The following is a 23,449-nucleotide window of genomic DNA, read 5'->3' on the forward strand; positions in this document are numbered from 1 at the left end:
GGTAGGTGTTACATGTCCGAGCTTAATGAAAAGTTAGCCACAGCCTGGGAAGGTTTTGCGAAAGGTGACTGGCAGAACGAAGTCAACGTCCGCGACTTCATCCAGAAAAACTATACCCCGTACGAAGGTGACGAGTCCTTCCTGGCTGGCGCAACTGACGCGACCACCAAGCTGTGGGACACCGTAATGGAAGGCGTTAAACAGGAAAACCGCACTCACGCGCCTGTTGATTTTGATACTTCCCTTGCATCCACCATCACTTCTCATGACGCTGGCTACATCGAGAAAGGTCTCGAGAAAATCGTTGGTCTGCAGACTGAAGCTCCGCTGAAACGCGCGATTATCCCGTTCGGCGGCATCAAAATGGTAGAAGGTTCCTGCAAAGCGTACAATCGCGAGCTGGACCCGATGCTGAAGAAAATCTTCACTGAATACCGCAAAACTCACAACCAGGGCGTGTTTGACGTTTACACCAAAGACATCCTGAACTGCCGTAAATCTGGCGTTCTGACCGGTCTGCCGGATGCCTATGGCCGTGGTCGTATCATCGGTGACTACCGTCGCGTTGCGCTGTACGGTATCGACTTCCTGATGAAAGACAAATACGCTCAGTTCGTCTCTCTGCAAGAGAAACTGGAAAACGGCGAAGATCTGGAAGGAACTATTCGTCTGCGCGAAGAAATCTCTGAACAGCACCGTGCGCTGGGTCAGATCAAAGAAATGGCGGCAAAATACGGCTGCGATATCTCTGGTCCGGCAACCACCGCTCAGGAAGCTATCCAGTGGACCTACTTCGGCTACCTGGCTGCCGTTAAATCTCAGAACGGCGCGGCAATGTCCTTCGGTCGTACCTCCAGCTTCCTGGACATCTTCATCGAACGTGACCTGAAAGCCGGTAAAATCACCGAGCAAGACGCACAGGAAATGATTGACCACCTGGTCATGAAACTGCGTATGGTTCGTTTCCTGCGTACCCCTGAATATGATGAACTGTTCTCTGGCGACCCGATTTGGGCAACTGAATCTATCGGCGGTATGGGCGTTGACGGCCGTACTCTGGTCACCAAAAACAGCTTCCGTTTCCTGAACACCCTGTACACCATGGGGCCGTCTCCGGAGCCGAACATCACTATTCTGTGGTCTGAAAAACTGCCGCTGAGCTTCAAAAAATACGCCGCGAAAGTGTCCATCGATACCTCTTCTCTGCAGTACGAGAACGATGACCTGATGCGTCCTGACTTCAACAACGATGACTACGCTATCGCTTGCTGCGTAAGCCCGATGGTTGTTGGTAAGCAAATGCAGTTCTTCGGCGCGCGTGCTAACCTGGCGAAAACCATGCTGTACGCAATCAACGGCGGCGTTGATGAAAAACTGAAAATGCAGGTTGGTCCTAAATCTGAACCGATCAAAGGCGACGTTCTGAACTTCGACGAAGTGATGGACCGCATGGATCACTTCATGGACTGGCTGGCTAAACAGTACGTCACTGCGCTGAACATCATCCACTACATGCACGACAAGTACAGCTACGAAGCTTCCCTGATGGCGCTGCACGACCGTGATGTTATCCGCACCATGGCATGTGGTATCGCAGGTCTGTCCGTTGCGGCTGACTCCCTGTCTGCAATCAAATATGCGAAAGTTAAACCGATTCGTGACGAAAACGGTCTGGCTGTCGACTTCGAAATCGAAGGCGAATACCCGCAGTTTGGTAACAACGACTCTCGCGTCGATGATATGGCCGTTGACCTGGTTGAACGTTTCATGAAGAAAATTCAGAAACTGCACACCTACCGCAACGCTATCCCGACTCAGTCCGTTCTGACCATCACCTCTAACGTTGTGTATGGTAAGAAAACCGGTAACACCCCTGACGGTCGTCGCGCTGGCGCTCCGTTCGGACCGGGTGCTAACCCGATGCACGGCCGTGACCAGAAAGGTGCTGTTGCCTCTCTGACCTCCGTTGCGAAACTGCCGTTTGCTTACGCGAAAGATGGTATTTCTTACACCTTCTCTATCGTGCCGAACGCGCTGGGTAAAGACGACGAAGTTCGTAAAACTAACCTCGCCGGCCTGATGGATGGTTACTTCCACCACGAAGCGTCCATCGAAGGCGGTCAGCATCTGAACGTCAACGTTATGAACCGCGAAATGCTGCTCGACGCGATGGAAAACCCGGAAAAATATCCGCAGCTGACCATCCGCGTATCCGGCTACGCAGTACGTTTTAACTCCCTGACGAAAGAACAGCAGCAGGACGTTATTACTCGTACCTTCACTCAGACCATGTAATGGTATTGACTGAAATCGTACAGTAAAAAGCGTACAATAAAGGCTCCACGCAAGTGGGGCCTTTTTAGCAATATCATCCTGCCCCAGTCTCTTTTGTCTGCTGTCTATACTTTATGGATAACAGCCAAAACAGACTCGACATAGCCTTTGAGCTGTGCATCTACATAGGCCCCGGATGGGCCAAATTCGGAGATATCACCGCAATGTCAACAATTGGTCGCATTCACTCCTTTGAATCCTGTGGCACCGTCGATGGCCCGGGGATCCGCTTTATCACCTTCTTCCAGGGCTGCCTGATGCGCTGCCTCTATTGCCACAACCGCGACACCTGGGATACCCACGGCGGCAAAGAGATTACCGTTGAAGAGCTGATGAAAGAGGTGGTGACCTATCGCCACTTTATGAACGCATCCGGCGGCGGCGTGACGGCATCCGGCGGCGAGGCTATCCTGCAGGCCGAATTTGTTCGCGACTGGTTCCGCGCCTGTAAGAAAGAAGGTATTCATACCTGTCTCGATACCAACGGCTTTGTGCGCCGCTACGACCCGGTTATTGATGAACTGCTGGAAGTCACCGATCTGGTGATGCTCGATCTCAAGCAAATGAATGATGAAATTCACCAGAATCTGGTTGGCGTCTCTAACCATCGGACGCTGGAGTTTGCCCGTTACCTGTCAAACAAAAACATCAACGTCTGGATCCGCTACGTTGTGGTTCCGGGCTGGTCCGACGATGATGATTCCGCGCATCGCCTGGGCGAGTTTACTCGTGACATGGGCAACGTCGAGAAAATCGAACTGCTGCCGTACCACGAGCTGGGCAAGCATAAATGGGTAGCCATGGGCGAAGAGTACAAGCTGGACGGCGTCCATCCGCCAAAGAAAGAGACCATGGAACGCGTGAAGGGCATTCTGGAACAGTACGGTCATAAAGTGATGTACTAAAATCCCCGCCCGGTAGAGATTGCGCTACCGGGTGTTTCCCCAACAAAATCAGCGTCAGGACATAAAATATTCCGACAGCTTATTCGCCACGCTCTCAATCGAGAAAATGCGCTTCTGATGCGCTTTTCGGTATTCCGCATAGCGTTCATCCTGCTCTTCCAGCGCGCTGAGGATCCGGTCGGCCACCATCATTGCGCCAGCGATTTCCGCAAACCCCGACTCCCCTTCCCCCTGTAAAGCCACCGCCGCCTGAAGATTCCAGTCAGATAAACGGGCCAGCGGCGCAAACGTCCCGCGGGTCAGCGATAAAATTTTAACGCCCTGCTGCTTTGCCAGCGACAGGGCCTGCATCATATCCGCCGACGCCTGTTCGCTATGCACCACAATAATGCCGGTTTTCTGGTTATCCGAAAGCAGCGGCATCGCCGCCGGATAGGAGCGATCGATAAAGCTGGCCGCCTTACCCATATTGATTAAATTCATCTGCAGGAACAACGCCACCGGCACCGCCGTGCCCACGGCATAGATAGCAATGCTGTTCAGGGTGTTAAGCCAGTCGGCCGCGGCTTTCAGCTCCTGGTTATCGACAATGGCATTACTGTCGCGAATGCTCGCCAGCACCGGCGCAATCTCTTCGCTCTCGTTGATACCGTGGTCTTCCGAGCGCGCGGCACCCTGCTCCATCGCCAGCGCGGTTCTGAAATCCGAGAAACCTTTAAAACCAAAGGCCCGACAAAAACGGGTGATACTCCCCTCACTGGTATCAATGGAGTCGGCCAGTTCTGAAATCGTGTGACGCATCACAAAGTCAGGATTTTCCGTAATAAAACGGCCAACTTTCTCCAGTATCGGGCTTAGCCCTGAAGCTCCGTTTCTTATGCTTATCAACAAGTTATTGTCTATCTGGCTCATGTTTTGCCTTATTTGCTCAAAATGCAAACACAGTCACATCTTTCGTCCTGCCGCAAAGATAATAATTATTATCTCATACAAACAAATAAAAATAATTATTTTTACAAACAGGAGAACATCGAATGAAAGGTCTCATAGTCTGTCGTACCGGTATGGGCAGCTCCTTAATGCTCAAAATCAAAGCACAAAAAATCATCGACAAGCACGGCTGGAATATCGAGCTGGAGCACGATGTCCTCTCAGGGTTACGCACCTGGCGAGATATTGATTTTGTCATCACTATGCGCGATCTCACCGACGAAGTCGAAGCCGCCGGATTCAGAGCGGTCGGCATCACCGACCTGATGAACAGTGAAGAGATGGAGTCTGCGCTCACCGATATCGTTCAAAGCAACTAACCTCTCCCGGAGGCAATATGGATTTCCTCAGATTTATTGTATTCGACATTCTGGGCGTAACCCCACTTTTAGTTGGCTTTATTGCATTAATCGGCCTGTTAATCCAACGTAAGCCGATTGAAAAAGTCCTTTCCGGCACCTTCAAAACCATCGTCGGCTTTCTGGTTTTTGCCGGTGGCGCCGGTCTGGCAGTCACTTCCCTGGGTAACTTTCAGACCTTATTCAGCGATGGATTTGGCCTGAAGGGCGTCATGCCGCTGGCAGAAGCGCTAACCGGACTGGCGCAAACCAAATTTGCCATGTGCGTGTCGCTGATCATGGTGATTGGTTTTGGCTGGAACCTGTTTTTTGCCCGCGTGACGCCGTTTAAATACATCTTTCTTACCGGGCAACATAATCTTTATCTCTCCGCGCTGCTTACCGTAACGCTGAAGGCGCTGGGCTACAGCGACATGACGACCATCATTGTCGGCTCCGTGCTGCTGGGTCTCGCCGCCTGCCTCTATCCGGCCATTGCGCAGCCGTGGATGCGAAAAATTACCGGTAATGATGAGATAGCGATGGGGCACTACGTCACCCTGGCCTACGCCGCCTCCGGCTGGATTGGCGCAAAGGTCGGCGATCCGAAACAATCCACCGAAAAGCTGAATCTTCCCGGCTGGCTGGGGATCTTTAAAGATTACATCGTCTCGGTGTCGATCTCGGTGAGCATCTTCTACTACATCGCCGCGCTCGCTGCCGGAAAAGCCGCGGTCACCGCAGCGGCAGGCGGGATGCACTGGCTGGTTTACCCGCTCTTTCAGTCGCTGACCTTTACCGCTTCGCTGTACATCATCATTACCGGCGTACGCCTGCTGCTGTCAGAAATTGTTCCGGCCTTCCTCGGTATCTCGGAGAAGTTTATTCCTAACGCCAAACCCGCGCTCGACTGCCCGGTGGTCTTCCCCTACGCCCCGACCGCCACGGTGCTGGGGTTTATCTCTTCGTTTGTCGGCGGGCTGGTGGTGATGGGCTTTCTGGCGATCCTTGGCCAAACCGTGATTATCCCGGTAGCCATTCCCTACTTCTTTATTGGCGCGACCGCAGCGGTATTTGGTAATGCCTCCGGCGGCTGGAAAGGCGCGATTGCCGGAAGCTTTATCACCGGGATCCTGATCGGCATCGGCCCGGCGCTGATTTACCCGATTATGGAATCCGTCGGTCTTTCAGGCACCAGCTTCCCGGAAACCGACTTCGTCGCTCTGGGTCTGGTCGTGTACTACATCGGTAAAATGCTGCCCTAAGAAGGAATGAACATGAACATTGATGAACTGAAATCCCACGCGCTTGCCGCCCGCCGCGAGATCGTCACCATGATTTACGAGTCCGGAATTGGCCATCCGGGCGGGGCGCTGTCGATAATCGACGTGCTTACCTGGCTCTATTACCAGGAAGTCGATCTGGCCGCCTCCCCCCGCTCGCGCGTGGTGATGAGTAAAGGCCACGCCGTCGCCGCGCAGTACGCCATGCTGTATCAACAAGGCAAGATCGAGCGCAGCGAGTTCAATACGTTCCGACAGATCAACTCGCGCCTGCAGGGGCACCCGAGCATTAAGTCGCTGCCGGAAGTCGATGCGACAACCGGACTGCTTGGCCAGGGGCTGTCGATTGCTTTTGGTATGGCGGCCGCCAAAAAGCGGCGCAACGATCCGCACCGGGTATTTGCCATCGTTGGCGATGGCGAAATGCATGAAGGCCAAATCTGGGAAACCTTACAGCAGGCCGGGCATATGAAAATGGATAATCTGGTCGCCATCATCGATTACAACGGCTTCTCTTCCCACGATCCGGTCAATGACGTCATTAATCTCGAGCCGCTGGCGGACAAAATCCGCAGCTTTGGCTGGCATGTACTGGAACTGCACAACGGCAATGATATGCATCAGGTTGCCGATACCCTGATGCTATCCCGTCACCTGAAAGGTAAACCTGTCGCCATCGTGGCGCGCACCACCAAAGGTTCCGGCGTCAGCTATATGGAAAACAACGGCGACTGGCACTCAAAAACCCCGAGCAAAGAACAATTTCAGCAGGCGATGGAGGAGTTACAGTGATGAAAGCACCCCGTGATGAGATCGGGCATGCCCTGATTGCGCTAAAAGAAAAGGGCTATCCCGTTGTTGTTATCGACAGCGATTTAGCCAGCTCTACCCGTACCGACCAGTTTCAGGCCGTCTATCCTGAGGCCTTTTTCGAAATGGGCATTGCGGAAGGTTCCGCCATGAGCTTCGCGGTCGGCCAGGCGCTGGAAGGCTTTATGCCCTTCTATGTTAACTTTGCGATGTTCGTCACCGGCACCGCCTGGACCCAGCTGCGGCAGGCCTGCTATGCCAAAGCCAATATTAAACTCGTCGGTAGCCACCCCGGTATGGATGATGGCCCGGACGGCGCTTCGCACCATGCGCTGGAGGATTTAGCGCTGACCCGCGTCCTTCCGGGATTAACCGTCCTGACCCCGGCAGATGCGGAAGAAATCGCCGAGGCCTTCGAGCAGGCGGCAAAAATAAAGGGACCCGTTTATATTCGCGTGGCGCGCGAGCCGATGCCGGTTCGCGACAAAAGCGTCGTTCCCCGGGTCAGCGATATCGCCGCCATCGCCGACAGCGGCACGGATTTTGCGATTCTGTTTGAAGGAACGGTACTGGAACAGGCTACCGACGGCTATGAAAAGCTGCTCGCCAGCGGCAAAAAGGGCAAGCTTATTCACGTTGCAACCGTCAAACCCTTCAACCAGCAGGCGTTTTATCGGCTGGTCGAAGGCTGCCCGCTTATCGCTACGCTTGAAAATCACACCGTCAACGGCGGCCTCGGCGGCCTGATCGCGGAAACCCTGGCGCAAAAGGCACATCCGGTGCGCCTTACGCGTCTGGGAACGCAGGACACATTTACCGAATCGGGTAATAGCAGGCAGCTAAAAGCGAAATATGGCATCTCGGGAGACGCGCTGTTTAACGCGCTACGTTAACCACCAGGCGAGCCGGTCAGTTGGCGGTCGGCTCGCGCGTAAAGGGAACGTTTATGGAAGAGAGGCTATTTTCCGCCTGTCAGTTCACCAGCGACCGCCTGAGCTGGCGCAGTGCCGTTCATCTCGCCTGCCGCCCGCTTGAGGAGCAGGGAAAAATCACCGGGGGCTATGCCAGGGCTATTATCAGCGCCACGGAGCAGGATGGCCCCTGGTATATATTGAGCCCGGCGTTTGCGCTACCGCACGCGCGTCCGGAAGCCGGCGTGCTGAGCAGAAACAGCGCGCTTTCGCTGCTTTGCTGTAGCGAGGCCGTTGATTTTCCGGAGCATCCCGGCATTCGGCTGATAGTCGTACTGGCGGCGGCCGATAGTGAACAGCATATCCAGACCATCCAGCGGTTAGTCTGCTGGCTGGATGAGGGGGAGAGACTTCAGCGATACAGCACGGTGCAAAACCGGGCACAGTTTATTGCGCTTCTTGCGTCGCATTAATCCATAGCCAGGGACGTGCCCTGGCTATGTTCTGAAAAATCAGGCGTGCGCCACCGGCGTAGGATGGTGCCCCGCTTTGCGCAGCAGCGTCAGCAGATAGATGAATGACACGCTGGCAATCATGATAAACAACAGATTGTCAGAGAAGTTCTGCATCAGCATGGCGGTCAGCGTCGGCCCAAGCAGGCTGCCCACGGTATAGCTCATTAACAGCGCCTGGTTCATCGCCACCAGCTGATGACGCTCAACTTTTTCGCAGGCCCAGGCCATAGCCACCGGATAGAGCGTGAAGCCGGAAGCGCCCAGCACGAACAGCGCGGGCGCCATTGCGGCCTGGCTTAACATCGCCAGACAGCCGAGAATCACCACAAACACCTGAACGCGCAGGACCAGCAGACGGCCGTAGCGATCGGCGAGCCGGCCAATCGGCCACTGCCCCACGATACCCGCGCTCACCATCACCGCCATCCAGAAGCCGATGCCGGAATCGCTAACGCCCTGGTGGTTGAGCCACAGCGGCATCAGGCCATACAGCGAACCGAGCACAATGCCGGAAATAATGCAGCCGTTGACGCCATGACGGGCCTGACGCAGCCTTAACATTGGCCAGATACGCGCCGGTTCGTGCGGCTCATCGGCCTGAGTCGCCACGCGAGCAAACAGCAGCGGCAGAATGGCCGCCAGCGCCAGCGCCGTCACCCACGGCAGAACGCTCATCAGATCCGTCGGCAGCTTGCTGACCATTAACTGGCCCAGCACCGTGCCGACGTAATAAATCATCATATACGCCGCCAGCAGGCGACCCCGGCTCCGCGAAGTGCCGCTACAGACCAGCGCGCTCTCCACCACCACCCAAATCATCGCGCAGCCGACGCCGGCGATAAAGCGCCAGCTGAACCAGCTCCAGAAACCCAGCGTAATACCAAGACCCACGCAGCCCACGGCAAAAATAACCGATGCCAGGTAATAGCTGCGGTTAAAGCCCAGACGCTTAATTACCCATCCGGCAAGCAATGTTCCCACCAGATTACCGGTAAAATAGGACGAGCCCACCATCCCGACCTGCCAGGTCGGCATATTTTCATGGGCGAGCCAAAGCGGGACGAGCGTATTTAAAACCGCTATCGCCAGGGTCAACAAAAGCAGGCCACAGAGCAGCATTTGCACTGGCCGGGTGTAGATGGTCATGGATATAAACCGTGATGGAGTTCAGATTTCGTGCGCATCATGCCACTGCTGCAAACATTGTCAATCCGCCTGAAATCAGGCGTGACGCGGTTTGCGGGGGAACGATAGAAGTTTTTTATCCAGCGGATCGACAACAGAATAGCTATTTATATTATTCCATTGTTTTTATTAATTTATTGGAAAATAGCGGTGGGAATATCGGTAGAAATATTTCATGAATCGACCGCACTTTTTATCGCGCCAGAATAAGGGTTTCTGGCGCGATAAAGGGCGATTAGCTGGCGATTGCCATTCCAACGGTCATATGCAGGCCGTAGAAGACGCCGCGGCCGATCGTCTCGCCGATCAGCACCAGCACAAAAGCCAGCCCCAGCATCGGCAGCGCAGGCTGGTAGCCTTTGAGCTGGGGGGCAATCCAGCAGACCAGCGCCAACGCCAGCGCAACCAGGCGCCACGCCATCAGCGAGCCGTAGGCTGGCACCAGCGCCGAGGCCTGCTGAATAGAGCTATGGATTGTCGCCAGCTCGCTGCCTTGCATCAGCACCACGATGGCGCTAATCACCAGCGCCAGCAGGGTCACCGCCGGCAGCAGGCGCATCGCCCAGCCGTTGACATCGGCAACGCGCAGCAGCAGATATCCCAGCAGCGGACCGCCGATAAACATCGTCAGGAAGAAGCTAAGCGGCGTCCAGACCGTATACCAGGTGGGTACCGTATCAATAGTGTTATAGACGCGGACCATCATCCAGACGAAGATAATCCCCAGCACCATGGTAATGACCAGCCAGAGATGACGCAGCCCCGCCGGTAGCTTATTGACCACCGCCAGCAGCCAACCAATGCCGCCAACGGCGAAGAAAAGCGCCCCGCTGGCGATTTCGTTACTGAGCGACGAGGCGCCTACGCGATTAAGCGAGTTAAACGCGCGCATGGGCGACCCAAGATGCAGGGTTGAGGCAATAAAGCCCACGCCCATCAGCACCCACAGGCCAAACATGCTCCACACGACGCGCTGTTGCTGTTCACGCGATAAGTCGCCTTTCATTAGCGCCAGAGCCAGCACAATAAAGCCGCCCACCACGCACTGACCAAAGACCGTGAAAACAATCAGCGGCCATTCATGCCATCCACTCCCCATCTCACACCTCCTTCGGGTTGGCCAGGTAGCCGGTGGTATCTCCACACGGTCGGCTGTTGGCGTTAGGTTTAATCACGATACTCGGTTTAGTGAAGTGGGCCGAAGGCAGCGGCGCAACGGCGGCCAGCTGGCCGTGTTTTTGGCGCAGCTCTTCAATCGGGCCGAAATCTAACGCGCGCAGCGGGCAAGATTCCACGCAAATCGGCTTTTTGCCGTCGGCGACGCGCTCGTGGCAGCCGTCGCATTTGGTCATATGACCTTTTGTCGCATTGTACTGCGGCGCGCCGTACGGGCAGGCCATATGGCAATAGCGACAGCCGATACAGACATCTTCATCGACAACGACAAAGCCATCTTCACGTTTATGCATCGCCCCGCTCGGGCAAACTTTGGTGCAGGCCGGATCCTCACAATGGTTGCAGGCAATAGAGAGGTAATAGGCAAAGACGTTTTGCTGCCAGACGCCGTTATCCTCCTGCCAGTCGCCGCCGGCGTATTCGTAGATACGACGGAAGCTCACTTCCGGCGTGAGGTTTTTATAGTCTTTACAAGCCAGTTCGCAGGTTTTGCAACCGGTGCAACGGGCGGAATCAATAAAAAATCCATATTGAGTTGTCATCGGTTACTCCTTACAGCTTTTCAACCTGGACGAGGTTGCTATGCGATGGATTGCCTTTCGCCAGCGGCGACGGGCGTTGGGTGGTCAGCACGTTAATGCAGCCAGCCTGATCCACGCGGCCTGCGTCCGGGTTATACCAGGCCCCCTCACCCAGCGCGACCACGCCCGGTATCATGCGCGGGGTCACTTTGGCCTCGATATGCACTTCACCGCGATCGTTAAAAATGCGGATCCGATCGCCATTGGCGATACCGCGCTTCTGTGCATCAAGCGGGTTGATCCACATCTCCTGACGGCAGGCGGCTTTCAGTACGTCAACGTTGCCGTAGGTGGAGTGTGTGCGGGCTTTATAGTGAAAACCGGTCAGCTGCAGCGGATACTTTTTCGCCAGCGGATCGTCATAGTTTTCAAACCCAGGGCTGTATATCGGCAGCGGGTCGATAACATCCTCTTCTTTCAGCTCCCAGGTCGCGGCAATTTCCGCCAGCTGCGCAGAGTAGATTTCAATTTTCCCTGACGGCGTCGTGAGCGGATTGGCGGCGGGATCTTCGCGGAAAGCTTTATAGGCAACGTGGTGGCCTTCCGGATCGCGCTGTTTGAAGATTCCCTGCTTGCGGAATTCATCAAACGGCAGCAGCGCCGGGATCGCTTTACGGGATTGCTCATAGAGGTGACGCAGCCACTCTTCCTGAGTGCGGCCTTCGGTGAAACGTTGCTCAACGCCCATGCGCTTCGCCAGCTCCGTGGTCATCTCATAGATGGTTTTGCATTCAAAACGCGGCTTGATGGCCCGATCGGCAAAAATCACGTATGACATGTTGCCGCAGGAGGCATCGAGGGCAAAATCCATCTGCTCCGAAGCCGTACAGTCCGGCAGCAGAATATCGGCATATTTCGCCGAGGAGGTCATATGGCAATCAATGACCACAATCATCTCGCACTTCTTGTCATCCTGAAGGATGTCATGGGTACGGTTAATCTCTGAATGCTGGTTGACCAGGCAGTTACCGGCATAGTTCCAGACCATTTTAATAGGCACGTCGAGCTTATCTTTGCCGCGCACGCCGTCGCGCAGTGCGGTCATTTCCGTCCCGCGCTCAATCGCATCGGTCCACATAAACATGGAAATACTGGTTTCCACCGGATTATCCAGCGTCGGCATACGTTCAAAAGGCAGGGAGTAAGAACCTTCACGCGCGCCGGTATTGCCGCCGTTAATCCCGACGTTGCCGGTTAAGATTGCCAGCATGGAAATCGCGCGGGAAACCAGCTCACCGTTGGCATGTCGCTGTGGGCCCCAGCCCTGAGAAATATAGGCAGGTTTAGCGCTGGCGATTTCGCGCGCCAGCTGCACGATACGCGCCTGGGGAATGCCGGTAATCGTCGACGCCCACTCAGGGGTCTTCGCGATACCGTCTTTGCCCTGACCGAGAATATAGGCCTTATAGTGGCCATTGGCCGGCGCCCCTTCCGGCAGCGTTTTCTCGTCATAGCCTACGCAGTACTTGTCGAGGAAAGGCTGGTCAACGAGGTTCTCGTTAATCATCACCCACGCCAGCGCGGAGACAAGCGCGGCATCGGTTCCCGGGCGGATAGGGATCCACTCGTCTTCGCGTCCGGCGCCGGTGTCGGTATAGCGTGGATCGATAATAATCAGCCTGGCGTTGGATTTCTCCCGCGCCTGTTCCAGGTAGTAGGTCACTCCGCCGCCGCTCATGCGGGTTTCCCCGGGGTTATTGCCAAACAGCACCACCAGCTTGCTGTTTTCGATATCCGACGGGCTATTGCCATCGGCCCAGCCGCCGTAGGTGTAGTTCAGTCCCGCGGCAATTTGCGCGGTGGAGTAGTCGCCATAATGGTTGAGATAGCCGCCGCAGCAGTTCATCAGGCGGGCAATCAGGGTTTTCCCCGGTGGCCATGAGCGAGTCAAGGTTCCGCCGAGGGTTCCCGTTCCGTAGTTCAGATAGATGGACTCATTACCGTACTCTTTTATCAGGCGCTGCATATTGCTGGCGATAGTATCGAACGCTTCTTCCCAGCTGATTTGCTCGAATTTGCCCTCGCCGCGTTTGCCCACGCGCTTCATCGGATATTTCAGGCGGTCCGGGTTGTAGACGCGTCGACGCATCGAGCGGCCGCGCAGACAGGCGCGAACCTGATGCAGACCGTCGTAGCTATCGTCGCCGGTATTGTCCGTTTCAACATATTTTATCTCACCACCCACCACATGCATCCGCAGCGGGCAGCGGCTGCCGCAGTTCACCGTACAGGCGCTCCAGGTGACCGTTTCGCTGGCGGGGTTGAGGTTGTCTGCGGCTTGGGCAATGCGCGTGAAGGGTAAGGTAAAAGCGCTGCTGGCCATCGCCAGCCCGCCAATCGCCGTGGTTTTCATTAAACCACGCCGGCTCACCTCAGCAGCCAGTAAAGCATCGGAGGTTTTGGTTTTCATAGATACTCGCTTTGGTTGCTCACAATTAACTTAATGCCGTTATATAGTTATATATACAACGAAATTAACCTTTATTAGTTTTTTATCCTGTTTAATCCAAAGGGAGTATCTTCGTAATCGCGAAGGCGATTATTGCCCGGTATCAAGAAGGGGGTAAAAAAAAAGCGCCCGCAGGCGCTTTTGAGAAGAGCGTTGAAAAATCAGCCGATAAATTCAAGGCCGCGCATATACGGGCGCAGAACTTCCGGGATCTCGATGCGACCATCCGCCTGCTGATAGTTTTCCATCACCGCGACCAGCGTACGTCCAACCGCCAGGCCAGAACCGTTCAGCGTGTGTACGAGGCGAGTTTTCTTGTCAGATTTGCTGCGGCAGCGTGCCTGCATGCGACGCGCCTGAAAATCCCAGACGTTGGAGCAGGAAGAGATCTCACGATAGGTATTCTGCGCCGGCACCCACACTTCCAGATCGTAGGTTTTGCATGCGCTGAAACCCATATCGCCCGTGCACAGAGCCACTTTACGATACGGCAGACCCAGCAGCTGCAGCACTTTCTCGGCGTGGCCGGTCATCTCTTCCAGCGCCGCCATGGAATCTTCCGGACGTACAATCTGCACCATCTCGACTTTGTCGAACTGGTGCATACGGATCAGACCGCGGGTATCGCGGCCGTAAGATCCGGCTTCAGAGCGGAAGCACGGCGTATGCGCGGTCATTTTGATCGGCAGATCGTCTTCATCAATGATTTCATCGCGAACCAGGTTGGTCAGCGGAACTTCCGCCGTCGGGATCAGCGCGTAGTTGCTGCTGTCGGCTTCTTCTTCCAGCGGACGGGTATGGAACAGGTCGCCGGCGAATTTCGGCAGCTGACCGGTACCGTACAGCGTGTCCTGGTTAACCAGATACGGGACGTAGTTTTCGCTGTAGCCGTGCTGTTCGGTATGCAGATCCAGCATAAACTGCGCCAGCGCGCGGTGCAGGCGTGCCAGCTGGCCCTTCATGACCACAAAGCGAGAACCGGTCAGCTTCACGGCGGCGGCAAAATCCAGCCCTCCGTGCATTTCGCCCAGCGTGACGTGATCGCGAACGTCAAAATCGAACTCGCGCGGGGTTCCCCAGCGGCTGACTTCAACGTTGTCGTTTTCGTCGCGACCGGCCGGAACGTCGTCGTGCGGGATATTAGGGATAGCCAGCGCGATATCGCGGATCTCCGCCAGCAGCGCGTCCAGCTCGGTCTTAGCGGCATCAAGCTGCTCGCCGAGTTTGTTCACTTCCAGGCGTAATGGCTCAATATCTTCCCCGCGCGCTTTCGCCTGGCCAATGGATTTCGATCGGGAGTTGCGCTCCGCCTGCAGGTTTTCAGTTTGAACCTGCAGAACTTTACGACGCTCTTCCAGAGCGCGAAGTTTATCTACATCCAGCTTAAAGCCCCGGCGTGCCAGTTTTTCTGCGACTGCGTCTGGCTCGGTACGCAGCAGATTGGGATCGAGCATGCTTATCCTGTGCTTATCGAATTAATAAAAGAAAAATGGCCGCAGAGCGCGACCACGGAAATAGTGTGACAACCTTACCGCAACGCCTCAATTATCGGTAGCGTTTTATCGGGCTATTTTGATCCTGTTCGGTTAACCAGGCGAGCTTTTCGCCTATTTTGCCCTCCAGCCCCCGGTTTGTCGGCTTATAATAGCGCGTTTGCGCCATTTCCTGCGGGAAGTACTGCTCCCCGGCGGCATAAGCATTCGGTTCATCGTGAGCATAGCGATACTCTTGCCCGTAGCCCATCTCTTTCATCAGCTTCGTTGGGGCATTGCGCAAATGAACCGGGACGTCGTAATCGGGACGTTCGCGGGCGTCGGCCATCGCCGCTTTAAACGCAGTGTAAACCGCGTTGCTTTTGGGTGCACAGGCAAGATAGACAATGGCCTGAGCAATTGCCCGTTCGCCTTCCGCCGGTCCGACACGGGTAAAGCAGTCCCATGCGGAGATCGCAACCTGCATCGCGCGCGGATCGGCGTTGCCGACATCTTCCGAGGCAATCGCCAGGCAGCGGCGGGCAACGTAGAGCGGATCGCCGCCGGCGGTAATAATCCGCGCGTACCAGTAGAGGGCGGCATCCGGGGCGCTGCCGCGAACCGATTTGTGCAGCGCGGAGATTAAATCGTAAAAGCGATCGCCTTTGTTGTCGAAACGCGCGCTGCGCTCACCGGCAATTTCAGTCAGCAGCTCAACTTTCAGCACGCGATTGCCGGAGGCGTCGGCTTCGGCCATATCGGCCATCATTTCCAGCGTATTCAGCGCCCGGCGCGCATCGCCGTTGACAAGGTCGGCGATGGCCTTGCGCGTCTCGTCCGGCAGGACGATATTTTGCCCGCCGTAGCCGCGCGTTTTGTCGCTCATCGCCTGGTTGAGCACCTGCTCGATGTCGTCGCTGGTCAGCGACTTCAGCAGATAAACGCGCGCGCGGGATAACAGCGCGGAATTGAGTTCAAAGGAGGGATTTTCCGTCGTCGCGCCGATAAAGGTGATGGTCCCGTCTTCAATATGCGGCAGAAAGGCGTCCTGCTGGCTTTTATTGAAACGGTGCACTTCGTCGACAAACAGAATTGTGCGGCGACCCGCGTTGCGGTTTTGGCGCGCGCGTTCAATGGCCTCGCGGATCTCTTTCACCCCGGAGGTCACCGCTGAGATACGTTCAACGTCGGCGCTGGCATAGCGCGCAATCACTTCGGCCAGGGTGGTTTTTCCTGTCCCGGGCGGCCCCCAGAGGATCATCGAGTGTAGATGCCCGGCCTCAATCGCCCTCGGTAAGGGTTTACCCGGCGCCAGCAGGTGCTGCTGGCCAATGTACTGCGCTAAATTTTCTGGCCGCATACGGGCGGCCAGAGGTTGAAACGCGTTATCGGAAAAATCGAGCGACAGGTTGCTCACGTTCGCCTCTATTTACGTTGATCGTCCACCGTAACCCCTTGCGGCGGCGTAAAGGTGAACTTAGATGCATCCACGGCACCATTTTGTTGCGATTTCAGCTGATAGCTGCTGCGTTGATCGTCCTGTTCCACGGCGCTAAACTGATGAATCGTACCGTCGCGACCCACGTTGATGGTGAACTGCTTCAGATTACCGCTGCCGTTTTTCGGCGTCAGAACAAAATCGTCACCGTTCTGCTTAATGTTGTAGTTCTGCCAGTCGCTGGCCTGATTGCGGGCAATCAGCATAAACGGCGTGTTGCTGGTCGCATCTTTCAGCCAGGTAGCGGTAGCCTGCTCAACAAACGGGTTGTAAAACCACAGCGTTTTGCCGTCGGAAACCAGCACGCTTTCATCCGGCTGGGTCATATGCCAGTTGAACAGATTAGGCCGCTTGACCCACAGGTCCCCCTGCCCGTCCTGCACGGCATTACCACTGCCGTCCGTCACTTTCTGCGTAAAGCTGGAGTGGAAGCTGCTCACTTTATCAAGGCGGCTTTTTAAATCGCTGGCGGCATCCGCCCATACCTGACTGACGACAAAACTGGACAGTAATGCACAGGTGATTGCGAGTTTTTTCATTGTTATTCCTTAATGTGCGTCACTCCCGACGCGGGAGCCTGGTCTGCTGCTAATGTAGAACGGCCAACGGCCGTAAAACAGCAGAACAGGCTGATTTTCACTTATTTACCCAACTTTGCGGTTACTCAAAAGGCGGCGGCGCCAGCACTTCACGGTTACCGTTATGCCCCTGCTCGCTCACGATCCCCTGAGCTTCCATTTGCTCAATGATACGCGCGGCGCGGTTATAGCCAATGCGGAACTGACGCTGTACCCCAGATATGGAGGCTTTGCGTTTTTCCGTCACAAAGTTGACGGCCTGATCGAACAGCGGATCGAGCTCTTCACCGCCCTCGTAGCCACCGCCGCCGCCTTCGCTTTCGCTATCGGAGGTAATGCCATCGACATACTGCGGACGCCCGCGCGCCTTCCAGTCCTGAACGACGGCGTGAACTTCCTCGTCGCGTACAAAAGCGCCGTGGACGCGCACAGGGATCGTCGAGTTAGGCGCGGAGTAGAGCATATCGCCCATTCCCAGCAGTGATTCCGCACCGCCCTGGTCAAGGATAGTACGTGAGTCAATTTTACTCGATACGGTAAAGGCGATACGCGTCGGGATGTTGGCTTTAATCAGGCCGGTGATAACGTCAACCGACGGTCGCTGGGTCGCCAGCACCAGGTGGATCCCCGCGGCGCGCGCTTTCTGCGCCAGGCGCGCAATCAGCTCTTCCACTTTCTTGCCGACGGTCATCATCAGGTCGGCAAACTCGTCGACCAGCACCACGATGTAAGGCTCTTTTTTCAGTACCGGATGCGTCGCATCCATACTGTCGCCAGGCTTCCAGTAAGGATCCGGAATGGGCCGTCCCATACGTGCGGCTTCAGCAATCTTCTCGTTATAACCCGCGAGATTACGTACGCCCAGCGCAGACATGAGTTTATACCGGCGCTCCATCTCGTTGACGCTCCAGCGCAAAGCATTGGCCGCGTCTTTCATATCCGTCACGACTTCCGTTAACAGATGCGGTATTCCCTCATAGACCGACAGCTCGAGCATTTTCGGGTCAATCATGATGAATTTCACGTCTTCCGGCTGCGCTTTATAGAGCATGCTGAGGATCATGGCGTTGACCCCAACGGATTTACCGGAACCGGTGGTACCCGCTACCAGCAGGTGCGGCATCTTCGCCAGATCGGCAGTGACAGGTTCGCCCGCAATGTCTTTCCCGAGGACCACCGTGAGCGGTGAAGGATTATCGCGGAATTTCGCATTATCCAGCACTTCGCGCAGGTAAACGGTCTGGCGCTTTTTGTTAGGCAGCTCCAGGCCAACGTAGGGTTTACCCGGAATCACTTCCACCACGCGAACCGCCGCAGTGGACAGAGAACGGGCCAGATCGCGCGACAGGTTGGAAATGCGCGCCGCTTTCACGCCCGGCGCCAGGTTAAGCTCAAAGCGGGTAATAACCGGGCCAGGTGAGTAGTTCACCACATCGGCTTTAATGCGGAAATCGGCCAGACGAGCTTCAACCAGACGCGCCATTTGCTCAAGCGCAAAGGTATCGATCGGCTCAACTTCAGCCGGTGGCGGCGTGAGCAGGTCAAGCGAGGGCAGCAGCGTTGTCGGCTTCTGTAACGGGCGACTGTCGCCATTGCGCATCAACAGCGGGTGAATGAGACTTTCCTGCGGCTGCGGGATCGGCTGCTGCGGAGCCTGCTGCTGCGGATAGCTGCCAGGAGCCTGCTGCGGCATCGGCTGATGGTGAACCGGCTGCTGCGGCGCGGGTTGATAAGACTGCTGCTGCGCATGTTGCGGCGGCTGAGGCATCTGCTGGTGCGGCATCGGCTGCTGTACGGGCTGCGAATGCTGGGCCGGCTGCTGATTCTGCGGGGCAGGCTGCTGTACTTCCGGCAACGGCGTGAAGACAGGCTCGCTCGGCGTATCATCAACTAACGTTTTCATTGGCGAGAATTCATAATCCGCCGCAGAGAACGGATGCGATCCCGGCGGCTGCTCGCTGGCGTAGCGCTGCTGCTGGGAAGCGGCAAACTGACGGGCAAGTTCGGCTTCAGCGGCAGAATCCTCGTCTACATCAGCCTCTTCCGCAGCGTAGCTATCGCCATAGCGCTGATTTTGCGCAGCCGCGAACTGACGCGCCAGCTCACCCTGCTCAAGCTCTGCAACTTCCTCGTCCGTCAGCGCATCGTCATCATAGTGCTGATGCTCTGCCTGACGCGCACGTTCTTCAGCCAACCGCTGCGAAGGCAACTTAATGCCATAGGAAGCCAGCTCACGGCGCGTGGGCACGCGAACGCGGTTTGGACGCGGCAATTTCGGGCCTATGCCCTCTTTTACCTGCGCACGCGGGCCGCCCGACACCGGGCTAAACAGCGGCGCGGCGCTGGATGCGGCAGATGCGACGGAGGCCGCCCCGGTGGCCTGATGGACGCCAGACGCCAGCGCGCTCACCGCGGCAACATCAGCCGCCGGAGCAGGCGGAGGCGAGATCGGTTTTGTCGCAACCGGACTGACCGGCTCCGGAATCGGCTGATACCATGCGGCAAGCTGCTCGCGTTCACGCGCGCGTTTCTCTTCCACTTCTTCGAAGTAGTACATCGGCGGACGCTGAGGCTTCACCTCCTCTTGCGGAGGCTCAGGCTCAACGGAGGCGGCGTAAGGCTCAGGCTGCTGTACCGGGGCCTGTTCCGGCTGGTACGCATGCTGCGGCTGGTAAGCCGGTTCCGGCTGATACGCTGGCTGCTGTACCGGCGCCTGTTCCGGCTGGTACGCATGCTGCGGCTGGTAAGCCGGTTCCGGCTGATATGCTGGCTGCTGTACCGGGGCCTGTTCCGGCTGGTACGCATGCTGCGGCTGGTAAGCCGGTTCCGGCTGGTACGCTGGCTGCTGTACCGGGGCCTGTTCCGGCTGGTACGCATGCTGCGGCTGGTAAGCCGGTTCCGGCTGATATGCTGGCTGCTGTACCGGGGCCTGTTCCGGCTGGTAAGCATGCTGCGGCTGGTAAGCCGGTTCTGGCTGATACGCTGGCTGCTGTACCGGGGCCTGTTCCGGCTGGTAAGCATGCTGCGGCTGGTAAGCCGGTTCAGGCTGATACGCTGGCTGCTGTACCGGGGCCTGTTCCGGATGATAGACCGGCTGAGCCTCATACCCTGGCAGCGGTTCAGACCATGCCTGCGGCGCAGCGGTATCCTGCGCGGCCAAAGCCACCGGATCGGCAATGCTATGACCGTTTAACAGAGGATCGTAGGGGTCAAAATCGCCGGGACGTGCCGCACTGACGCCGGAGAACAGAACATCATCAGCATTTGCCGGACGCGCTGCGCTGGAGCCAGAAAAAAGGACATCGTCAGCGGCAACAGGCGCACCGCCGGCGCTGTACTGAACCTCGTCTTCGGCGTCATCCATCCGTTTACCCGAGAACAGCGCCGCATCGGTCTTACGCCCCATCGGATTAGAGAACTTCTCAGCCAGACGCTGGCGGCGAGCTAAGGCGCTGCGTAAAATTCGCGCGCGTCGAGAACCCTGCGGCTTCGCGGGTTCATCATCTTCATATTCTTCTTCATCATCTTCATATTCCCCTTCATCAACCCAGGTATCGTCACGACGGGTACGGTTGCTGGCAAACGTGAGAATAGAAAGAATAGCACCGCCGAGTTTTTCAGCAATGCTAACCCAGGACCAGCCGGTAAATAGCGTCAGTCCTGCCGCCCAGATGCAGAGCAGCGCGATTGTGCCGCCGCTGCTGTGCAGCAGCGGTTGCAGGGTGGTGCTCAACAGACTGCCGATCACGCCGCCGGAGGCGAAATACCAGATATCATCAGCGTTGATTGCCGCCAGACCGCAGGAAGTGAGGATCAGCGCCAGCGCGCCAATTAAACGCAGCGAGACGGCGAAATAGTCGATGTACTCGTCGTTTTCTTGATGACGCCAGGCAAACCAGCAGCCGCCGATAATGATGACCGGAATGGTATAGGCCATTACGCCAAAAATAAAAAATAGCGTATCGGCAAGCCAGGCTCCCGGCGTCCCGCCTATGTTGTGAATAGGCTCATGCCACGCCGTTTGCGACCAGCTAGGATCCGAGGGATTAAAGCTGAGTAAGGCCGCCATCAACCAGATGGCAAAAAGGGAGCAAAGAATGAGTAACGCCTCAAGGAGCCGGCGTCCGCTACTCAGCTTTGTGAATTTGACTTCTTTGTCTTCAGTGTATTCCTGGCTCAAGAAAGGCTCTCCAGGTATCAGGCTGTTTCCTGCCTTCGGCTAAAACGGACAACAGTGCCGGGTCTCCCCGGCACTGTTGCTGTATGGATTAACAGGAGTGTAATCAAACTACATCGATTTTGCACCTGTTCCGTGTTAGCGCGTCTTGATTACCAGACGATTACTCTGCTTGACTTCTTCCATTACCACATAGGTACGGGTGTCATTTACGCCCGGCAGGCGCAGCAAGGTCTCGCCCAGTAATTTACGATACGCTGACATATCCGGTACGCGGGTTTTCAACAGGTAGTCAAAATCCCCGGAAACCAGATGACACTCTTGAATTTCTTCAAGTTTTTGCACAGCGGAGTTAAATTGCTCAAACACATCCGGCGCGCCACGATTCAGAGTAATCTCAACAAATACCAGAAGTGATGCATCCAGATAGTGCGGGTTGAGCAGCGCTGTATAGCCCTGAATAAAACCCTGTCTTTCCAGTCGACGCACGCGCTCAAGGCAAGGCGTCGGAGAAAGTCCCACCCGTTTAGAAAGCTCGACGTTGGAAATACGCCCGTCTTTTTGCAATTCATTCAAAATATTACGATCAATGCGGTCGAGATCTTTGCCAGGGCGCTTCTTGCTATCTACCATTATTATTGTCTCTCTGTATTCCTTCCCTACTCCTGTTCCGACTCTGAGCCTTCACTGCCAGAGTCCATCCTGTTATCACCCGTACGACGTTGGGTAACCCAGGGGTACGTGAGAAGCCCGTTGCCTGACGGCAGTCACCGACATCACGCATGGCGTCTGTCCACACCATGCGTAGATTTCGCTAACCCGGATAAAAATGGCATTTGCGTGCATGAAAATTCGCCACACGCGAAACACTGCTTTTCTTCTTCCATGAATGTTTTCGCAAAAGCACAGGGGATTGTCAAAGCAAAACATCGATTTTTAGTACAAGATGCCAGATATTCATAATCCTCCCCGGTTGATTCTCATGTTTTCCTCTTATAATTGTCTCGCTAACAGTAGAATTAGTTATATTCTTCGTTCGTTAAATCGCCGATTAATCGGCAGCTTCTATTGCACATATCGTTAACAAAACCGCCGCGCTCTTTTTTTACGTCCACAAATTCCCTACAATCCAGCTCATGTATGCCAATAAATTATGAGGATCTCATGGGCACGGCCAAACACAGTAAACTGCTTATTCTTGGTTCTGGACCTGCGGGATACACCGCTGCGGTCTACGCAGCGCGCGCAAATCTGCAGCCGGTACTAATTACCGGAATGGAAAAAGGCGGTCAGCTGACCACCACCACGGAAGTGGAAAACTGGCCAGGCGATCCTAACGATCTGACCGGACCGCTGCTGATGGAGCGCATGCATGAACATGCCACCAAATTTGAAACCGAAATTATTTTCGATCATATCAACAGCGTCGACCTGCAAAACCGTCCGTTCCGCCTGGTCGGCGACAGCGGCGAATACACCTGCGATGCCCTGATTATTGCCACCGGCGCTTCAGCACGCTATCTGGGTCTTCCCTCGGAAGAAGCGTTTAAGGGCCGCGGCGTGTCTGCCTGTGCGACCTGCGACGGTTTCTTCTATCGTAACCAGAAGGTTGCCGTCATCGGCGGCGGCAATACGGCCGTCGAAGAGGCGCTGTACCTGTCTAACATCGCTTCCGAAGTGCATTTGATCCACCGTCGTGACGGCTTCCGCGCGGAAAAAATCCTTATCAAACGCCTGATGGACAAAGTGGAGAGCGGCAATATCGTGCTGCACACCCACCGTACGCTGGAAGAAGTGACCGGCGACCAGATGGGCGTAAGCGGCTTGCGTCTGCGCGATACCCAGAATGCGGATAACGTTGAATCCCTGGAGGTTGCGGGGCTGTTCGTGGCTATCGGCCACAGCCCGAACACGGCAATTTTCGCCGGTCAGCTGGAGCTGGAAAACGGCTACATTAAAGTCCAGTCCGGCATCCACGGCAACGCCACCCAGACCAGCATCCCGGGCGTCTTCGCCGCCGGCGACGTGATGGATCATATCTACCGTCAGGCGATTACTTCTGCGGGTACCGGCTGCATGGCAGCGCTGGACGCGGAGCGCTATCTGGATGGTTTAGCCGACGCTTGCAAATAATCTTTACAAGTCAGTAACAAAGGTAAAGAAGGCGACGAAAAGTCGCCTTTATTTTTGCCTCGTTGTAACATTGCCGTGCCCAAAAAACTCATAACTACACCTGCTAAGCGCGCA

Annotated in this window: 18 protein-coding genes; 8 read left to right on the top strand and 10 right to left on the bottom strand. The window is 55.8% G+C overall.

All coding sequences use genetic code 11. The features are described from left to right. Positions 1–12: 12 nt before the first annotated feature. Together pflB and pflA are read left to right on the top strand one after the other, a co-directional pair. Complete coding sequence (pflB, locus tag JLG71_RS18485; RefSeq protein WP_014228637.1) at positions 13–2,295, top strand: formate C-acetyltransferase; 2,283 nt, start codon at positions 13–15, stop codon at positions 2,293–2,295. Between the two features lie 203 nt (positions 2,296–2,498). Further along, entirely contained in the window at positions 2,499–3,239 is a 741-nt protein-coding gene (pflA, locus tag JLG71_RS18490) for a pyruvate formate lyase 1-activating protein (protein WP_004871674.1), read from the top strand. Positions 3,240–3,293: 54 nt separating this feature from the next. Here pflA and JLG71_RS18495 read toward each other — a convergent pair whose 3' ends face one another. Then, positions 3,294–4,151 carry a MurR/RpiR family transcriptional regulator gene (locus JLG71_RS18495; RefSeq protein ID WP_116280383.1) on the bottom strand — a complete coding sequence of 286 codons (858 nt, stop codon included), beginning with the start codon at positions 4,149–4,151 and terminating at the stop codon, positions 3,294–3,296. 122 nt (positions 4,152–4,273) lie between these two features. Here JLG71_RS18495 and JLG71_RS18500 point away from each other — a divergent pair, with 122 nt between their 5' ends. From JLG71_RS18500 to JLG71_RS18520, 5 genes are read left to right on the top strand one after another with little or no spacing between them, the layout of a single operon-like run. Further along, positions 4,274–4,549, top strand: coding sequence for a PTS sugar transporter subunit IIB (locus JLG71_RS18500; protein WP_014228635.1), 276 nt, complete (start codon positions 4,274–4,276; stop codon positions 4,547–4,549). 17 nt (positions 4,550–4,566) lie between these two features. Further along, complete coding sequence (locus JLG71_RS18505) at positions 4,567–5,832, top strand: PTS ascorbate transporter subunit IIC (RefSeq protein ID WP_014228634.1); 1,266 nt, start codon at positions 4,567–4,569, stop codon at positions 5,830–5,832. 12 nt (positions 5,833–5,844) lie between these two features. Continuing rightward, positions 5,845–6,642 (top strand): transketolase, encoded by a 798-nt coding sequence (locus JLG71_RS18510; protein ID WP_025107509.1) that lies wholly within the window; start codon positions 5,845–5,847, stop codon positions 6,640–6,642. After that, positions 6,642–7,553 carry a transketolase family protein gene (locus JLG71_RS18515; protein WP_200913742.1) on the top strand — a complete coding sequence of 304 codons (912 nt, stop codon included), beginning with the start codon at positions 6,642–6,644 and terminating at the stop codon, positions 7,551–7,553. The genes JLG71_RS18510 and JLG71_RS18515 overlap by 1 nt, the downstream gene beginning before the upstream one ends. A 53-nt stretch (positions 7,554–7,606) precedes the next feature. Continuing rightward, positions 7,607–8,044: a PTS sugar transporter subunit IIA gene (locus JLG71_RS18520; protein WP_200913743.1), complete on the top strand. Its 438-nt coding sequence runs from the start codon at positions 7,607–7,609 to the stop codon at positions 8,042–8,044. Between the two features lie 39 nt (positions 8,045–8,083). Here the strand turns inward: JLG71_RS18520 and JLG71_RS18525 are convergent, their stop codons facing one another. The 9 genes from JLG71_RS18525 to lrp form a co-directional block, all read right to left on the bottom strand. Next, a complete protein-coding gene (locus tag JLG71_RS18525; RefSeq protein ID WP_009653261.1) occupies positions 8,084–9,232 on the bottom strand; it encodes an MFS transporter in 1,149 nt (382 codons plus the stop codon). A gap of 274 nt (positions 9,233–9,506) precedes the next feature. Next, positions 9,507–10,370 carry a dimethyl sulfoxide reductase anchor subunit family protein gene (locus tag JLG71_RS18530; protein ID WP_025107512.1) on the bottom strand — a complete coding sequence of 288 codons (864 nt, stop codon included), beginning with the start codon at positions 10,368–10,370 and terminating at the stop codon, positions 9,507–9,509. A 1-nt stretch (position 10,371) separates the two neighbouring features. After that, positions 10,372–10,989 carry a DMSO/selenate family reductase complex B subunit gene (locus JLG71_RS18535; RefSeq protein WP_009653301.1) on the bottom strand — a complete coding sequence of 206 codons (618 nt, stop codon included), beginning with the start codon at positions 10,987–10,989 and terminating at the stop codon, positions 10,372–10,374. 10 nt (positions 10,990–10,999) lie between these two features. Next, the gene (gene dmsA / locus JLG71_RS18540; protein WP_032720981.1) at positions 11,000–13,438 is read right to left on the bottom strand and encodes a dimethylsulfoxide reductase subunit A; all 2,439 of its coding nucleotides are present in this window, start codon (positions 13,436–13,438) and stop codon (positions 11,000–11,002) included. A gap of 200 nt (positions 13,439–13,638) precedes the next feature. Next, positions 13,639–14,931, bottom strand: a complete 1,293-nt coding sequence (gene serS, locus JLG71_RS18545; RefSeq protein WP_009653254.1) for a serine--tRNA ligase — start codon at positions 14,929–14,931, stop codon at positions 13,639–13,641. Positions 14,932–15,022: 91 nt separating this feature from the next. Further along, positions 15,023–16,366 (bottom strand): replication-associated recombination protein RarA, encoded by a 1,344-nt coding sequence (gene rarA, locus JLG71_RS18550; protein ID WP_004849446.1) that lies wholly within the window; start codon positions 16,364–16,366, stop codon positions 15,023–15,025. Between the two features lie 8 nt (positions 16,367–16,374). Beyond that, on the bottom strand, positions 16,375–16,986 hold the full coding sequence (gene lolA, locus JLG71_RS18555; RefSeq protein WP_004130911.1) for an outer membrane lipoprotein chaperone LolA: 612 nt from the start codon (positions 16,984–16,986) through the stop codon (positions 16,375–16,377). Positions 16,987–17,107: 121 nt separating this feature from the next. Then, positions 17,108–21,205, bottom strand: coding sequence for a DNA translocase FtsK (gene ftsK / locus JLG71_RS18560; protein ID WP_064358369.1), 4,098 nt, complete (start codon positions 21,203–21,205; stop codon positions 17,108–17,110). A 135-nt stretch (positions 21,206–21,340) separates the two neighbouring features. Further along, complete coding sequence (lrp, locus tag JLG71_RS18565; RefSeq protein WP_002439523.1) at positions 21,341–21,835, bottom strand: leucine-responsive transcriptional regulator Lrp; 495 nt, start codon at positions 21,833–21,835, stop codon at positions 21,341–21,343. A 531-nt stretch (positions 21,836–22,366) separates the two neighbouring features. Between lrp and trxB the strand changes: the two genes are divergently transcribed. Further along, positions 22,367–23,335 carry a thioredoxin-disulfide reductase gene (gene trxB, locus JLG71_RS18570; RefSeq protein ID WP_004849433.1) on the top strand — a complete coding sequence of 323 codons (969 nt, stop codon included), beginning with the start codon at positions 22,367–22,369 and terminating at the stop codon, positions 23,333–23,335. Positions 23,336–23,449 lie beyond the last annotated feature (114 nt).

Source organism: Klebsiella michiganensis, from assembly GCF_015139575.1.
Classification (GTDB): Bacteria; Pseudomonadota; Gammaproteobacteria; order Enterobacterales; family Enterobacteriaceae; genus Klebsiella; species Klebsiella michiganensis.

Excerpts from the sequence above, each read along its gene's own strand:
- dmsA (WP_032720981.1), bottom strand. The coding sequence starts at position 13,438 with ATGAAAACCAAAACCTCCGATGCTTTACTGGCTGCTGAGGTGAGCCGG.
- JLG71_RS18510 (WP_025107509.1), top strand. The coding sequence starts at position 5,845 with ATGAACATTGATGAACTGAAATCCCACGCGCTTGCCGCCCGCCGCGAG.
- lrp (WP_002439523.1), bottom strand. The coding sequence starts at position 21,835 with ATGGTAGATAGCAAGAAGCGCCCTGGCAAAGATCTCGACCGCATTGAT.
- JLG71_RS18535 (WP_009653301.1), bottom strand. The coding sequence starts at position 10,989 with ATGACAACTCAATATGGATTTTTTATTGATTCCGCCCGTTGCACCGGT.
- JLG71_RS18520 (WP_200913743.1), top strand. The coding sequence starts at position 7,607 with ATGGAAGAGAGGCTATTTTCCGCCTGTCAGTTCACCAGCGACCGCCTG.
- pflB (WP_014228637.1), top strand. The coding sequence starts at position 13 with ATGTCCGAGCTTAATGAAAAGTTAGCCACAGCCTGGGAAGGTTTTGCG.
- JLG71_RS18500 (WP_014228635.1), top strand. The coding sequence starts at position 4,274 with ATGAAAGGTCTCATAGTCTGTCGTACCGGTATGGGCAGCTCCTTAATG.
- JLG71_RS18515 (WP_200913742.1), top strand. The coding sequence starts at position 6,642 with ATGAAAGCACCCCGTGATGAGATCGGGCATGCCCTGATTGCGCTAAAA.
- pflA (WP_004871674.1), top strand. The coding sequence starts at position 2,499 with ATGTCAACAATTGGTCGCATTCACTCCTTTGAATCCTGTGGCACCGTC.
- serS (WP_009653254.1), bottom strand. The coding sequence starts at position 14,931 with ATGCTCGATCCCAATCTGCTGCGTACCGAGCCAGACGCAGTCGCAGAA.
- lolA (WP_004130911.1), bottom strand. The coding sequence starts at position 16,986 with ATGAAAAAACTCGCAATCACCTGTGCATTACTGTCCAGTTTTGTCGTC.
- JLG71_RS18495 (WP_116280383.1), bottom strand. The coding sequence starts at position 4,151 with ATGAGCCAGATAGACAATAACTTGTTGATAAGCATAAGAAACGGAGCT.
- trxB (WP_004849433.1), top strand. The coding sequence starts at position 22,367 with ATGGGCACGGCCAAACACAGTAAACTGCTTATTCTTGGTTCTGGACCT.
- JLG71_RS18530 (WP_025107512.1), bottom strand. The coding sequence starts at position 10,370 with ATGGGGAGTGGATGGCATGAATGGCCGCTGATTGTTTTCACGGTCTTT.
- JLG71_RS18525 (WP_009653261.1), bottom strand. The coding sequence starts at position 9,232 with ATGACCATCTACACCCGGCCAGTGCAAATGCTGCTCTGTGGCCTGCTT.
- JLG71_RS18505 (WP_014228634.1), top strand. The coding sequence starts at position 4,567 with ATGGATTTCCTCAGATTTATTGTATTCGACATTCTGGGCGTAACCCCA.